At 64.1% G+C, this 14,117-nt stretch carries 12 protein-coding genes; 6 read left to right on the forward strand and 6 right to left on the reverse strand.

From position 1 onward, the window contains the following. Positions 1-81: 81 nt before the first annotated feature. The 4 genes from mutL to AB5Y94_RS00415 form a co-directional block, all read right to left on the reverse strand. Positions 82-1,959, reverse strand: coding sequence for a DNA mismatch repair endonuclease MutL (gene mutL / locus AB5Y94_RS00400; protein ID WP_368204454.1), 1,878 nt, complete (start codon positions 1,957-1,959; stop codon positions 82-84). Positions 1,960-2,189: 230 nt separating this feature from the next. After that, on the reverse strand, positions 2,190-3,755 hold the full coding sequence (locus AB5Y94_RS00405) for an N-acetylmuramoyl-L-alanine amidase (protein ID WP_025202169.1): 1,566 nt from the start codon (positions 3,753-3,755) through the stop codon (positions 2,190-2,192). Next, the gene (tsaE, locus tag AB5Y94_RS00410) at positions 3,746-4,219 is read right to left on the reverse strand and encodes a tRNA (adenosine(37)-N6)-threonylcarbamoyltransferase complex ATPase subunit type 1 TsaE (protein ID WP_005304245.1); all 474 of its coding nucleotides are present in this window, start codon (positions 4,217-4,219) and stop codon (positions 3,746-3,748) included. The genes AB5Y94_RS00405 and tsaE overlap by 10 nt, the downstream gene beginning before the upstream one ends. Before the next feature lie 8 nt (positions 4,220-4,227). Continuing rightward, positions 4,228-5,739 (reverse strand): NAD(P)H-hydrate dehydratase, encoded by a 1,512-nt coding sequence (locus tag AB5Y94_RS00415; protein WP_201899624.1) that lies wholly within the window; start codon positions 5,737-5,739, stop codon positions 4,228-4,230. A gap of 186 nt (positions 5,740-5,925) precedes the next feature. Here AB5Y94_RS00415 and queG point away from each other — a divergent pair, with 186 nt between their 5' ends. Further along, positions 5,926-7,053: a tRNA epoxyqueuosine(34) reductase QueG gene (gene queG, locus AB5Y94_RS00420; RefSeq protein ID WP_043170997.1), complete on the forward strand. Its 1,128-nt coding sequence runs from the start codon at positions 5,926-5,928 to the stop codon at positions 7,051-7,053. 83 nt (positions 7,054-7,136) lie between these two features. After that, positions 7,137-7,892, forward strand: a complete 756-nt coding sequence (ppgK, locus tag AB5Y94_RS00425; protein WP_005304254.1) for a polyphosphate--glucose phosphotransferase — start codon at positions 7,137-7,139, stop codon at positions 7,890-7,892. 109 nt (positions 7,893-8,001) lie between these two features. Here ppgK and AB5Y94_RS00430 read toward each other — a convergent pair whose 3' ends face one another. Then, positions 8,002-8,457 carry a hypothetical protein gene (locus AB5Y94_RS00430; protein WP_252601876.1) on the reverse strand — a complete coding sequence of 152 codons (456 nt, stop codon included), beginning with the start codon at positions 8,455-8,457 and terminating at the stop codon, positions 8,002-8,004. Between the two features lie 471 nt (positions 8,458-8,928). On the opposite strand from AB5Y94_RS00430, the gene metN reads away from it, so the two are divergent. The 4 genes from metN to rfaH all read left to right on the forward strand — a co-directional run bounded on the left by metN (position 8,929) and on the right by rfaH (position 12,029). After that, positions 8,929-9,972, forward strand: coding sequence for a methionine ABC transporter ATP-binding protein MetN (gene metN, locus AB5Y94_RS00435; RefSeq protein WP_368204455.1), 1,044 nt, complete (start codon positions 8,929-8,931; stop codon positions 9,970-9,972). Further along, positions 9,953-10,606, forward strand: coding sequence for a methionine ABC transporter permease (locus AB5Y94_RS00440; RefSeq protein ID WP_324039837.1), 654 nt, complete (start codon positions 9,953-9,955; stop codon positions 10,604-10,606). The genes metN and AB5Y94_RS00440 overlap by 20 nt, the downstream gene beginning before the upstream one ends. A 25-nt stretch (positions 10,607-10,631) precedes the next feature. Continuing rightward, complete coding sequence (metQ, locus tag AB5Y94_RS00445) at positions 10,632-11,432, forward strand: methionine ABC transporter substrate-binding lipoprotein MetQ (protein ID WP_324039836.1); 801 nt, start codon at positions 10,632-10,634, stop codon at positions 11,430-11,432. A gap of 96 nt (positions 11,433-11,528) precedes the next feature. After that, the gene (gene rfaH / locus AB5Y94_RS00450) at positions 11,529-12,029 is read left to right on the forward strand and encodes a transcription/translation regulatory transformer protein RfaH (protein ID WP_005304273.1); all 501 of its coding nucleotides are present in this window, start codon (positions 11,529-11,531) and stop codon (positions 12,027-12,029) included. A 95-nt stretch (positions 12,030-12,124) separates the two neighbouring features. Here rfaH and AB5Y94_RS00455 read toward each other — a convergent pair whose 3' ends face one another. Then, the gene (locus AB5Y94_RS00455; RefSeq protein ID WP_368204456.1) at positions 12,125-14,101 is read right to left on the reverse strand and encodes a methyl-accepting chemotaxis protein; all 1,977 of its coding nucleotides are present in this window, start codon (positions 14,099-14,101) and stop codon (positions 12,125-12,127) included. Positions 14,102-14,117 lie beyond the last annotated feature (16 nt).

A 14,117-nucleotide genomic window follows, 5' to 3' on the forward strand; every position in this document is an offset into this window, starting at 1 on the left:
AAAACTCCCCCTGCATAGTCGCCACCCCTTGGCGGCGCACCTGCAAAAAAACTGGTTTATGGATTCAAGAGGGCATTTCCCTCAATGGCCATCGGCGAACTCGGCCAGCACGCTCGCCAGCGACAGCGGGCGCACCATGCGAACGTCTGCCAGTTGGTCACTGAAATCGGCAACAAGTTCCGTCAGCAAGCGGTTGGCCGTGGCAAAATCATATACTTTTTCGCGACTTATCCCCTGCTCCACCAGCCATTGGCATAGTACTTCAGCCTGCTGGCCAGCATCACTGTCAGATCCGCTCTCGATCAGTTGCAGCAATTCGGGTAATAAGCGCACCAGATCGGTCTGGCGCAGCAGCGCCGGCACCCGAGTCAGGATCATGGTGTCGCGCCCACCGCTTTTCAACTCCAGCCCCATCCGTTTGAGCAAACGCTCCTGCGTTTCCACCAGCGCGACCAGGTTTTTCGGCAGCTTGAAGGAGACCGGCAGCAGCAGCGGCTGGGCCGCCAGCCCCTGGCCCCAGGTTTCCAGCAGCCAGTGGCGCAGCAGCAGGCGCTCGGCCCGCACCAGCGACAGCAGGGCCAGCCGGTTGTCCCGCTCCAGCAGCAGATAGGCCTGCTCCACCAGGGTCAAGGCCCGCCATGCCCCCGCCTTGGCAGCCACGGCAGCGGCAACAGGCGCGGTTTCAGCCTCTGCCAGCGGCGTGCCCTGCACCGTCGGCAGGGTGGTGAGCAGGGCTCCCATGCCGCGCATCGCCTCCCGGCTGGGGGGCTCGGGCGGCTGGTAGTTGCCGGGTCGCCCGGCGCCACTTCCTTCCCGCACTTCCCGGGCCGGAGCCCGGTAGTTGTGCTCGGCGCCATACCACTCGGCTCTGGGCGCCTGACCCGGATACTCGATGGGGGCACTGACCGGCAGCTCGACCAGGGTCTCGGCCAGGGGTTGGTCGCTCCCGTCGCTTGCCGCCCCTGGCTGGCGCAGGGCGGTAAACAGCGCCTGGAAGATGAAGTCGTGAATGAGGCGCGCCTGATGAAAACGTACCTCGTGCTTGGCCGGATGGACGTTGACGTCCACCTGACGCGGATCCAGCTCGATGTAGAGCACGTAGGCCGCGAAGCGTTCGGCCGGCAGCAGCTCGTCATAGGCCTGGCGAATGGCGTGATTGATGAGCTTGTCGCGCATCATGCGGCCGTTGACATAGGTGTATTGCAGATCGTTCTGCGGTCTGGCGCCGGCGGGCGTGGCCAGCCAGCCCCACAGCCGCACGTCGCTGTGCTCGCTCTCCACCGCCAGCGCGTGATGCATGAAGGGAGAGCCGCACACCGCGGCGAGCCGGCGCTCCTGCTCCGCCACCGTGCTGGCGGCCTTGTACTGGCGCACCACCTTGCCGTTGTGGCGCAGGATCAGGGTGACGTCGAAGCGGGAGAGCGCGATGCGGCGCACCAGCTCGTCAATGTGGGCAAACTCGGTCTTTTCGCTGCGCATGAACTTGCGCCGGGCCGGGGTGTTGAAGAAGAGATCCACCACCTCCACCGTGGTGCCCACCGGGTGGGCCGCCGGCTTGACGGTGACGCTCATCTCGCGCCCTTCGGCCTGGGCCTGCCAGGCTTCGGACTGCTCCGCCGTGCGGGAGGTAAAGGTGAGACGGGAGACCGAGCTGATGGAGGCGAGCGCCTCGCCGCGAAAGCCCAGGCTGTTGATCCCTTCCAGATCGTCGAGAGTCGCCACCTTGGAGGTGGCATGGCGCGACAGCGCCAGCACCAGCTCATCCTTGGCGACGCCACCGCCATTGTCGCGAATGCGAATAAGCTTGGCACCGCCCTTGTCGATGTCGATCTCGACCCGGTCGGCGCCGGCATCCAGGCTGTTTTCCACCAGCTCCTTGACCACGGAGGAGGGCCGCTCCACCACCTCACCGGCAGCAATCTGGTTGGCCAGAATCGGCGGCAATATACGGATTGGCATCGCTTACTCCTGCTGGTTGAACGGGATGGCTGTGGCAACCGTCCCGACTGGGCGCCACGCCGCCGCATCACAGCCCGCGCTCGTCTGGCTGGCCAGAACAGGGGACAAAGAACGGATCGGCATCGCTGGCTCCTGCTTGGTTGAAGGTGCTGGTAATCGGCGGGGGCGATGAGGACTAGCCGGGTCAGCCCTTGCCACAGGCAAGGACGGGCCCGGCGCCTCATCCAGCGCTACTTTTGCGGGATATAGAGCACCTGCCCTATCTGGATGTCCCGCGACTTGAGCTTGTTGATCTCCACCAGTCGCGCCTGGCTGACCCCGTATTTCTCGGCGAGCCGGGAGAGGCTCTGCCCGCGGGTGACCACATGACGGAGCATGCTGGCCTTGTCATTGCTCTGCACGCTGGTCACCGGGACGCTCGGCTCCTTGGCTGCCACCACGTAGGGCTTGATCACCCCGGCGCCGGACGAGGATCCACCGACGCTGCTGACCGGCGCCCCGCCGTCGCTGCTGCGGTTCGGTTCGGTGGCCGGCATCCGGTTGGTCACCACCTGCTGCACCGGCTGCGCCGCCGGTTTGCTGACGGCGACCGGCTTGCTGGCAGGGGCGGGTCGGCTGACCGCGGCCTGCTTGTTGCTGGCCTGCCCCTTGCCGGTGAGCATGGCGCCCTTGGTCGGGTGAGCCCGGTAGTAGTTGCGGATCCCCTCGAAGATGGCACGGGCCAGTTGATCCTGATAGCTGGAGGTCGCCAGCAGCTTCTCTTCGGCGTGGTTGGAGATAAAGCCCGTCTCCACCAGCACGGAGGGAATGTCCGGCGCCTTCAACACCGCCAGGCTGGCGTGCTCCGGCGCCTTCTTGTGCAACCGGGCCACCCGGCCCAGCGAGCGCAGGATCTGGCGGCTGACGTCATAGCCTTCGGCTCGCGACTTGTCCATGGAGAGGTCGAGGAAGGTCTGTGCCAAGTAGGGGTTGGGATCGGATTCGGCCAACACCTTGCCAACGCCGCCCAGCAGCTCGCCCTGTTTCTCCTGCTTCTCCAGCCAGCTGCCCATCTCGCGGTTGGCACGGTTGGTCGACAGCACCCAGACGGAGGCGCCGCGCGGGGTCGAGTTGTGGAAGCTGTCGGCATGCACCGACACCAGCAGGTCGGCCTTGGCCTTGCGAGCAATCTCGGAGCGCTTGTTCAGATCGACGAAGTAGTCGCCGCGCCGGGTCAGCACTGCGCGCATGCCGGGTTCGCGGTCGATGAGGGCGGCCAGTTTCTGGGAGACCGCCAGGGTCACCCGCTTCTCGTAGGTGCGACGCGGGCCGATGGAGCCCGGGTCTTCCCCGCCGTGGCCTGGGTCGATGGCGATCACCACTCCCTTGCCCTTGCCGCCCACCGGTGCCGCCTGAGCGGTGGCGGAGGCCTTCTCTTCATAAGGCAGGTCGATCACCAGCCGGTGGCCATAGGGGCCGGCCGGTGCCAGCGGAAAGACCACCGGCTTGATGGCTGAACTCAGGTCCAGCACCAGCCGCAGCCCGCCTTTTTCCAGCGGCGAGCTCTCGCGGATCTTGCGCACCAGCTCGCTCTTGTTCTCGATGCGGGCCAGGTTGGTGACGTTGCTCGCCCCTTTCAGGTCGATCACCAGCCGGTCGGGGCCGGTCAGGGTGAAGTAGTTGTAATTGGGGGCGCTGCTCATGTCGAGCACCACCCGGGTGTTGTCCGGCGATGGCCACACCCGCACGCTCTTGAGCTGATTCGCCCAGGAGGGTAAGGCCAGCAGGGAGAGGGCAATAACAAGGATCAAGCGCACGTAGATGACAACCGTTCCAGAATGGCTTCGCCAATAGCAGTGCGGGCGTCAATCTGCACCTCGCGCTGCTCGTTTGCATAACTCAGGGTGATCTCGAGATCCGGCGCAGGCAGCCAGCCGTCGCCCTTTTCCGGCCACTCCACCAGACAGAGGGTGTTGGCGCCGAAGTAGTCGCGGATCCCCATGAACTCCAGCTCTTCCGGGTCGGCCAGCCGATAGAGATCGAAGTGGTAAAGCTGCCAGTCGGCCAGCTCGTAGGGCTCCACCAGGGTGTAGGTCGGGCTCTTGACCTTGCCCTCATGACCCAGCCCCTGCACCCAGCCACGAGTCAGGGTGGTCTTGCCGGCCCCGAGGGCCCCGTGCAGGAAGACAGTGGTCGCCTGCTGGCAGGCGTGGGCCAGACGGCCACCCAGTGCCACGGTTGCTGCCTCGTCCGGCAGTGTCATCATCAACTGTTTTGCCATGTTCTTCTTTAGCTTGTTATGGTGTCGGGATTAACCAGTCGACGGATAAAGGGCAGCAGGTCTGATGCCAGCATGCCCCGCTCTCCGTCTGCAGCGGCCAGATCGGCCGCTTCCCCGTGGATCACGGCGCCCAGTCGGGCTGCCTCGGCGGCAGACCAGCCCTGGGCCAAAAGGGCGGCGATTATACCAGATAACAGGTCGCCCATGCCGCCACTGGCCATGCCGGGATTGCCCTCGTTGCAGAGCGCCATCCCCTTGCCGTCGTGGATCAGCGTCCCCGCCCCCTTGAGCAGCACCACACCGCCGAAGCGTTGCTGCAGACGCTGCACCGCGGCAAAGCGATCCGCGGCGATCTCGGCAATGGTGCAACCCAGCAGGCGGGCCGCCTCGCCCGGATGGGGCGTGAGCACCCAATTATCCTGATGACGGGGACATTGCGCCAGCCAATTCAATCCATCGGCATCCAATACCAGTGGCACCCGCTCGTTAACAAATGACTCAAAATGGCGCCGACCCCACTCATCCTGACCCAGACCCGGTCCCACCACCCGCACCGAGGCCCAGCTTTCCTCGCCACCGCCCTGACTGCCCATCAATTCGGCCTGGTAGAGGCTGGCGGGCAGGTGATCAGGATGCTGGCACACCCGGACCAGACCGGCACCGGCCCGCAGGCAGGCGCGCGCGGCCAGCACGATGGCCCCCTGCATCCCCGCATTGCCCCCCACCAGCAGCACTTTGCCGTGGGAGCCCTTGTGGGACGAGCGCTGACGCGGCGTCAGCCTGGCGCGAAGAGAAGGATAATCGACGCGCGCGGCGGCCGCCTGCCACTCGGGCGGCGCGGTGACGCCGAGGGTGTCGCAATCGAGCCGACCGACGCAATCCACCCCGTCGGCGGTGAGCATGCCCTGCTTGATGCCGATGAAGGTGAGGGTACGGCTGGCGCGCACCACGGCTCCCATGGCGCAGCCAGTATCGGCATTGAGGCCGGAGGGGAGATCCACCGCCAACACGGGCACCTGCAAGCCATTGATTGTTGCGACGATCTTTGTCATGAGCGGTGACAGCCGGATATGGACACCGGTGCCAAGCAGTGCATCTATCACCAGATCCGGGGCCGGCAGCCGGTCGAGCTCCCGCTCCTCGGGCGACACCACTGTGCCCCCCATCGCCAGCCACTCGTCGGCGGCCCGCCTGGCATCCCCCGTCAGCTCGGCGGGATCCCGCACGGCAATCACCTGAGGCTCAAGACCAAGCTGTCTCGCCAGGCGGGCCAGCACGTAGCCGTCGCCACCGTTGTTGCCGGGGCCGGTAAAGATCCACCAGCACCGGCTGTGCGGCCAGTGGTGGGTGGCGTAGGTACGCAGCGCAGCACCGGCGCGCTCCATCAGGGCATAGAGGCTCAGCCCCTCGCGTTCGGCCCACTCCCGCTCCAGGGCACGGATCTGTTCAGTCCGCCACAGTGATTGTGGTAAGCTCTGCCCCTCTTTCCCGCTGATAGCATCCCCGATGACCTGTTCCATGACGGCTCCTGACTCTCATCCATTGATCCGGTCCGGCGGGCACCGGGCTCATGATGCAGTATGACGGCGGCAAACGCCCCCATCGGTTAACCTTGGCAGCAAGCCCCCAGAGATGCGATACAGCATGACAGTACACTCCCATCCCGGTGCACGCTCAGGTCGCCCGCCAGCAGGACCGGCAGCGCCATGACCACGGCCGAACTTCATCAACTGGCCCAAGATATCAAGCTCTGGGCGAGCGAGCTAGGATTCGACCAGGCCGGCATCACAGACACGGATCTCACCCTCGAAGAGCCCAGGCTACAAGCCTGGCTGGACGCTGGCTATCACGGCAGCATGGACTACATGGCGCGCCACGGCATGATGCGGGCTCGCCCCCACGAGCTGCTGCCGGGCACCTTGCGGGTGCTGTCGGTGCGGATGAACTATCTCCCGTTCGAGGCGGGCTTCGCCGCCACCCTGCGCGATCCCACCCTCGGCTACATCAGCCGCTATGCCCTCGGTCGCGACTACCACAAGCTGCTGCGCAGCCGGCTCAAGCAGCTGGGGGAGCGCATCGAGCAGCGCTGCGAGGCGCTGGGCTGGCGCCCCTTCGTCGACTCGGCCCCCATTCTGGAGCGACCGCTGGCGGCCAAGGCCGGCCTCGGCTGGGTGGGCAAACACTCGCTGCTGCTCAACGAGTCGGCGGGATCCTTCTTCTTTCTGGGGGAGCTGCTGCTCAGCCTGCCACTGCCGCTGGACGCCCCGGTGGAGAAAGAGCAATGCGGCAAGTGCGTGGCCTGCATCAACATCTGCCCCACCGGCGCCATTGTCGCCCCCTACGTGGTGGATGGCCGCCGCTGCATCTCCTATCTCACCATCGAGAACGACGGCCCCATCCCCGTAGAGTTCCGGCCGCTGATGGGCAACCGCATCTATGGCTGTGACGACTGCCAGCTCATCTGCCCCTGGAACCGCTACGCCAACGCCAGCCCTGAACCCGACTTCAGCCCGCGCCCCAATCTGCACCGCCCGCCCCTCTTGACCTTGTGGGGCTGGAGCGAGAGCGAGTTTCTCAAGCACACGGAAGGCAGCCCCATTCGCCGCATCGGCTATCAGCGCTGGCGCCGCAACCTGGCGGTGGCCCTTGGCAACGGCCCAGCCAGCCAGGAGGTAATGGTGGCCCTGCAGCAGGCGCTGGCTGAAGCCGAGCCCATGGTGGCCGAACATATCGAGTGGGCGCTGGCGACCCTGGCCCGGCGCCAGCAGGATGACAACAAAAAGACCCGCTTGCTGATCCGCTGCATCGAAAAAGGTCTGCCGGATCACGCATAGACGATCTGCCCCTTGCCGGATCCAGGTCATTTTTTCATGCTCTGCCGACGGTCGATGGTCGGCACAACAAAAGGAACAAGCTGATGCAGATGTTGGGAGTGGATATCGGTGGTTCGGGGATCAAGGGATGCCTGGTCGACACCGCAACGGGCGAGCTGATTGGCGAACGCCACCGGCTGGTGACGCCGCAGCCGGCCACCCCGGCCGCCGTGGCGCATACCCTCAAGGCGCTGGTGGAACACTTCGACTGGAAGGGCCCGGTGGGCTGCGGCTTTCCCGCCACCATCCACAACGGCATCGCCAAGAGTGCGGCCAACATCGACAAGAGCTGGATTGAGACCGACGTCGCCCATCTGTTTGGCGACGTGACCGGCCAGCCCTGCCACGTGCTGAACGACGCCGATGCGGCCGGTCTGGCGGAGATGCGCTACGGCAACGGCCGGGATCGCCAGGGGGTGATCATCCTCATCACGGTCGGCACCGGCATCGGCACCGCCGTGTTCGTCAACGGCCAACTGCTGCCCAACACCGAGCTGGGTCACCTGATGCTGGAAGGGATGGTGGCCGAGCACTACTGCTCGGACGCGGTGCGCAAGCGCGAGGATCTCTCCTGGGGCCGCTGGGGCAAGCGCTTCAACAAGTACCTGGCTCGCCTCGAGTTTCTGTTCTCCCCCGACCTCTTCATCCTGGGCGGCGGCAGCGCCGCCAAGCTCGACAAGTTCATCGACAAGATTGAGACCCGGGCCCCGCTGGTAGCGGCCGCCAACCTCAATCAGGCCGGCATCATAGGCGCCGCTCTGCACGCCGCCGAGCTGACCGCCGCCCGCCAGTCGGCATGAGCCCGTCGTGAACAACAAACAGCAGAGGCCCGGCATTGCCGGGCCTCTGCTGTTTTCCCCGCACATTTTTCACTACGCGCCGCACACCTCACCCGACAACAGCCATCTCCTAGAGATCGTCGAGCCGATGGGCACCGTGCACCAGCCGGGTCAGGCGGGTCTGCTCCTGCGTGGCCAGGCCACCCAGCAGCCGCACCGTCTCCTCGGTCGGACACTCCCGGGCCAGATGGCTGAGCTCACCGATGAGTTTCTCCTCCTGTCGGCACACCAGCTGCACTATGTCCTGGGTCTGGGCCGTAGCGGGCAGGCTCAGGCGCCGGATCCCGGGCAGCAGATCCTCGCTGAAGCCCCGTTCCAGCCAGGTCTCCTTCACCCCTTCGCCAAGTTCGCTCAGGTAGTCCTCCAGCTGGGTACCCGCCGCCTCCTCCCGCTGCTGCAGATAGGCCAGCAGCAGCCGGCTGCGCTCGCCATCCACCTGGGTCATGAGGCGCCCGTAACAGAGTCCAAGCTGGTGATGCACCTGCTCCAGATAGAGCAGCAAGTCTTTGATTTGTTGAAATCGCATCAGGTTGCCCTCCTGTATGTCGTGCCCATTCAGTATAAAAAACAGGCAATTGCAAGCCAAGCCAAAGCACGGCCCTTGTTGTGCTGCATCAAGAAGGCGGCCAAGAAAGCAGCGATCGATACAAAATGGAATGATTTGTGCCAACCCGGGGGGAGTAAAAGGATGAGCAGCTGAATCCGTCTCACGACTAATAAAGGAAGTGATAATGGTGCATTTACCATCTGATATTCGGCAATCCCACTACACTGACAAATACAATATTGATGTGAACCGGATCACCGTCGGCCTTAGTCAACAAGTGGCAATCCTTAGCACTTTTTTAGACGTCTAGATGTATAAACACGCGTTGACATGGCCATCCAGACATCTTAGCATCATCCTCCATGATGACAGAGCAACCCAGTGAAACCTCTGCCCAATTCACCCGCCTGTAGCGCCCTGTGCTTTAAGGCTGTTAGCACGGAAGAATCCATGATTAAGTTGATCGGTCTCAACAAAGTCTACGGTAAAGGCAGTGATGCCGTGCACGCCCTGCGTGATGTCAGCCTGCATGTGCCGCAAGGCAAAATTTTCGGGGTGATCGGTGCCTCCGGTGCCGGCAAGAGCACCCTCATCCGCTGCGTCAACCTGCTGGAGCGCCCGACGGATGGCCAGGTCATCGTCGACGGCCAGGATCTGGTCGCCCTGAGCGAGCGGGATCTGACCCAGGCTCGCCGCCAGATCGGGATGATTTTCCAGCACTTCAACCTGCTGGCCTCCCGCACCGTCTCCGCCAACATCGCCTTCCCGCTGGAGCTGGCGGGCTGGAGCAAGGACAAGATCCAGAATCGGGTCACCGAGTTGCTGGCGCTGGTCGGGCTGGAAGCCCGCGCCCACGCCTATCCGTCCGAGCTATCCGGCGGTCAGAAGCAGAGGGTCGCCATCGCCCGGGCGCTGGCCCCGGCCCCCAAGGTGCTGCTGTGCGACGAGGCCACCTCGGCCCTCGACCCACAGACTACCCGCTCGATCCTGACCCTGCTCAAGGAGATCAACGTCAAGCTGGGGCTCACCATACTGCTCATCACCCACGAGATGGACGTGGTGAAGGGGATCTGCGACGAAGTGGCCATCATCAGTGACGGCCGGCTGATCGAGCAGGGCGAAGTGGCCTGGTTCTTCAGCAATGCCAAGACCCAGCTGGCACGGGATTTCATCCACTCCACCATCCACCTGGAAGTGCCCCAGGAGTATCAGGATCGGATGAGTAGCGACCGGGTACCCGCCAGCTATCCGCTGGTGAAGCTCGGCTTTACCGGCAGCACGGTCGACACGCCGCTCATCTCGGAGGCGAGCCGCCGCTTCAACATCGACATCAGCATCTTGAGCGCCGACATCGAGTACGCCGGCGGCGTCAAGTTCGGCTTCCTGCTGGCGGAACTGTTCGGGGATGAGGCCCAGTGCGAGGCCACCCAGCAGTTCTTCATCGACAACCATATTCAGCTGGAGGTAATGGGTTATGTCCGAAGCCATGATTAATCTGCTGTTCACGGCCCTGGGCGACACCCTCATCATGGTGTTTGCCTCCGCCCTGTTCGGCTGCCTGCTCGGCCTGCCGCTCGGCGTGGCGCTGCACGTGACCAAGGCCGGCCAGATCCTGGCCAACCCTGTGCTCAACAGGACCCTGGGCGTCATCGTCAACGTTGGCCGCTCCGTGCCCTTCATCATTTTGCTGGTCGCCATCATCCCGCTGACCCGGCTGATCGTCGGCACCAGCATCGGCACCATCGCCGCCATCGTGCCGCTGACCGTCGGTTGCATCCCCTTCATCGCCCGCCTGGTGGAAGGGGCCCTGATGGAGGTGCCGGACGGCCTGCTGGAAGCGGCCAAGGCGATGGGCGCCAAGCCATTGCAAATCATCACCAAGGTGCTGCTGCCCGAGGCCCTGCCCGGCATCCTCAACAGCGTCACCATCACCCTCGTCACGCTGGTGAACTACTCCGCCATGGCTGGTGCCATCGGGGGCGGTGGACTGGGCGATGTGGGTATTCGCTACGGCTATCAGCGCTTTGACCCGACCGTCATGCTGGTCACCGTCGTGATCCTGGTAGTGCTGGTTCAACTCATCCAGAGCGCGGGTGAGCGCCTGGTCAACAAATGTGATCATCGTTAATCGTCGATTTCTGACAGGAGGTTTTATGAAATTTGGCATCAAATCCGTTGCGGCTGCCCTGCTGGCTACCCTGGTACTGGCCGGTTGCGGTCAAAAAGAAGAGAACAAGACCCTGAAGGTGGGCGCCATCGCCGGCCCCGAGACCGAACTGGTTGAAGTGGCCGCCAAAGTGGCCAAGGAGAAATACGGTCTGACCGTCGAGGTGGTAAACTTCTCCGACTACGTCACCCCGAACGTGGCCCTGAACGATGGCAGCGTTGACGTCAACGCCTTCCAGCACAAGCCCTATCTGGATGCCCAGATCCGTGATCGCGGCTTCAAGCTGGTGCCGGTCGGCAACACCTTCGTCTACCCGATCGCCGGTTACTCCAAGAAGATCAAGGCCCTCTCCGAGCTGAAAGATGGTTCCCAGATCGCGGTGCCGAACGATCCGACCAACCTGGGCCGCTCCCTGATCCTGCTGGAGAAGCAGGGTCTGCTGAAGCTCAAAGAGGGTGCCGGTCTGGAAGCGACCGTGCTGGACATCGCCAGCAACCCGCGCAACTTCAAGATCGTCGAGCTGGAAGCGGCCCAACTGCCGCGCTCGCTGGAAGACGTGGACTTGGCCATCATCAACAACACCTTCGCCGGTCAGATTGGCCTGACCCCGACCGAGAACGGCCTGTTTGTTGAGGACAAGGAGTCCCCCTACGTCAACCTGATCGTCGCCCGCGACAACAACAAGGACGACGAGAAGGTCAAACAGTTCGTACAGGCCTTCCAGACCGATGACGTCTACAAGAAAGGGCTGGAGCTGTTCAAAGGCGGCCTGGTGAAAGGTTGGTAATCACTCACTCGGCAAAAAAGGCCACGCAATGCGTGGCCTTTTTTATTGCTGCCGCTATCATATCGGCGAGCACGGCAACACGAACATATTCATCACATGAAAAAATGGTATCTGGCCTACTGCAAGCCAAAAGAAGAGGCCCGCGCCCGCGCCCATCTCGAAGCCCAGGGGATCGAGTCCTATTATCCCATGGTGGAAATTGAAAAACTGCGGCGGGGCAAGCGAGTCCCGGTGCGGGAGCCCATGTTCCCCAACTACCTGTTCATCTACGTGGATCTGGAAGAGGTCACCCCGGTCACCCTGAAGTCCACCCGCGGCATCAGCCGCATCATCCACTTCGGGCGGGAGTGGACCGCCATCAACAGCCAGCTGGTCTATCAGCTGATGAGCCGGGACGACAGCGACGAGGCACGCGCCAGCTACGCCAACCTGCCAACCCAGGGCGACAAGGTATTGATAGAATCCGGTCCGCTGGCCGGCTTCGAGGCCATCTATCTGGAGCCGGATGGCGACAAACGCGCGATCCTGCTGGTGAGCCTGCTCAATCAGGAGACCAGCAGCAGCTTCGACAACCAGTCCTTCCGCCGGCTGGAGTGACCCGCCAGGTCAGAGCAACCATCTCTTGCCAGCAAGGCTGAAAAGAAACGGGGCAGGCCAAGCGGCCTGCCCCGTTTTCATGGGCCTTGTCAGCCTCAGGCATCCAGTTCGAAGCGGCTGATCACCGCCGTCAAGCGGCCGGTATCCTGCGCCAGCCTGGCCACTATCTCCTCCCCCTGCTTGCTGCGCTGGCTCGACTGCCGGCTGAGCCCGGCGATCTCCTCCACCGTGCCCGCCACCTCCTGCGCCACCCGCGACTGCTGCTCGGTCGCGGTGGCGATCGCTCCCAGCTGACCCGACAAGTCCTGCACCAGCTGCAGCATGGCGTCCAGGGTAGCGGTCACCGAATCGACGGCGCCGCGCCCCTCCTCCACCAGCCGGGTACCGCTGCCGACCGTGTTGACGGTCTGGCGGGTCTGCTGCTGGATGCTGGCGATGGTCTGGCTGATCTCCTCGGTGGACTGGCTGGTGCGGCTCGCCAGCAGGCGCACCTCGTCGGCCACCACCGCAAAACCGCGCCCCTGCTCGCCAGCCCGCGCCGCCTCGATGGCGGCGTTGAGCGCCAGCAGATTGGTCTGCTCGGCGATGGTGGCGATCACCTCGGTGACGCGTCCCACCTGCTCGCTCTGGCTGCTGAGCTGGCCCATCGCCTCGTTCGCCTGGGCAATCATGGCGGCAATCTGCTGCATGGTGGCCGTCATGCGGGCCAGCTCGTGGCCGCCCTGGCGGGTCTGCTGCTCGGCCTGCTGGGCGGCCCGCGCCGCTTCGGCGATATTGCCCGCCACATCCCGGGTACTGACCGACATCTGCTCGATGGCCGCCGCCACCGTATCGACCCGCTGATTCTGGCTCGCCAGATCGGTAACGATGGAGCGGGTGGTACTGCTCACCTCGCCGCAGGCCCCGTCTACCTGCCCCACCGCCCCCTGGATCTCCCCCACCAGCTGGCGCAGCTGGCCGGACATCTGGTTGATGGAGCCCGTCAGCCCGCCCAGCTCATCCTGGCTCTGCACCGGCAGGGGACGGGCCGGCAACCGGCCATTGGCCACCTGATCGGCCCGCAGCACCAGGCTGGCGATATCCCGGGTCAAGCGCCGACTGAACAGCAGCGCCACCAGGGTCCCCAGCACGATCACGGTCAGGGTGGCCAGCAGCAGGGTGCGATTGATGGCCTGACCGGCGCTGGTCATCTTCTGGCCCATGCTCTGTACCTCGGCACGGGTCTCGGTCACCTGGCCGGCCAGCTGGGTCGCAAGCTGGCCGAGGGCGGGTTCAATCTCGGTCGCCATCAGGTAATTGGCCTGATCCCAGTCCGGGGCCTGACGCTTCTCGATCACCTGGCCCACCAGCTCGGCAAAGGGGGCCGACATCTCCTCGAACAGCGACCAGATCCCTTTCTGCGCCTCGGTAAAGTTGGCCTCTTGCTGTTTCAGCTCGGCCACCCGCTGCTGGTGGAACTGGTAATAGTCCTGGTATTTGGTGCGATAGTCCGGATCCCCCGAGATGAGGAAGTCACGCAGGGCGGAGAGCGCATTGGAGAGGCCGTTGTAGGCATCCCCCACCTGCTTGAGCAGCAGGCGACGATCGCCGGGCAGCTGATCCTGCGGGGTGGCCACCTCTTCGTTGGCAAAGGACTGCAGCTGATCGAGGGCAGACTCTGCCAACGGCCCCGCCTCCTGCAACATCAGGGTGTGGGCGGGCAGGTTCTCGTCGGTCTGGGCAATGTCCCACACCTTCTGCTGGCTAGTCTTGAAGGCCTTGAGCGAGCGGGCAAGCTCGGCGGTGAACTGCTGATGCTCGATCACCTGCCAGGCCCCCTCCCACTCCTGCTTGAGGCGGTCGGCCTGCGCCGGATCCTTGCCCAGGATGAGATAGGCCCGCAGGGAGGAGATGGTGGCCACCAGCGCCTTCTGGCTGGCCTCATCCCGTTGCAGGGCGGGCAGGGCCTGCTCCATCAGAGCGCTGCCGGCCTGTCCGATGCGGCCGAGCTGGTGGTAGACCAGGCTGGAAGAGAGGATCACCAGCAGATTGATAAAACAGAAGCTGAGCAGCAACTTGCTTGAAATTTTCATGAACGTCCCTGTTCCG

Origin of the sequence: Aeromonas sp. s5 (genome assembly GCF_040907865.1) — a bacterium.
Taxonomy (GTDB): Bacteria; Pseudomonadota; Gammaproteobacteria; order Enterobacterales; family Aeromonadaceae; genus Aeromonas; species Aeromonas dhakensis.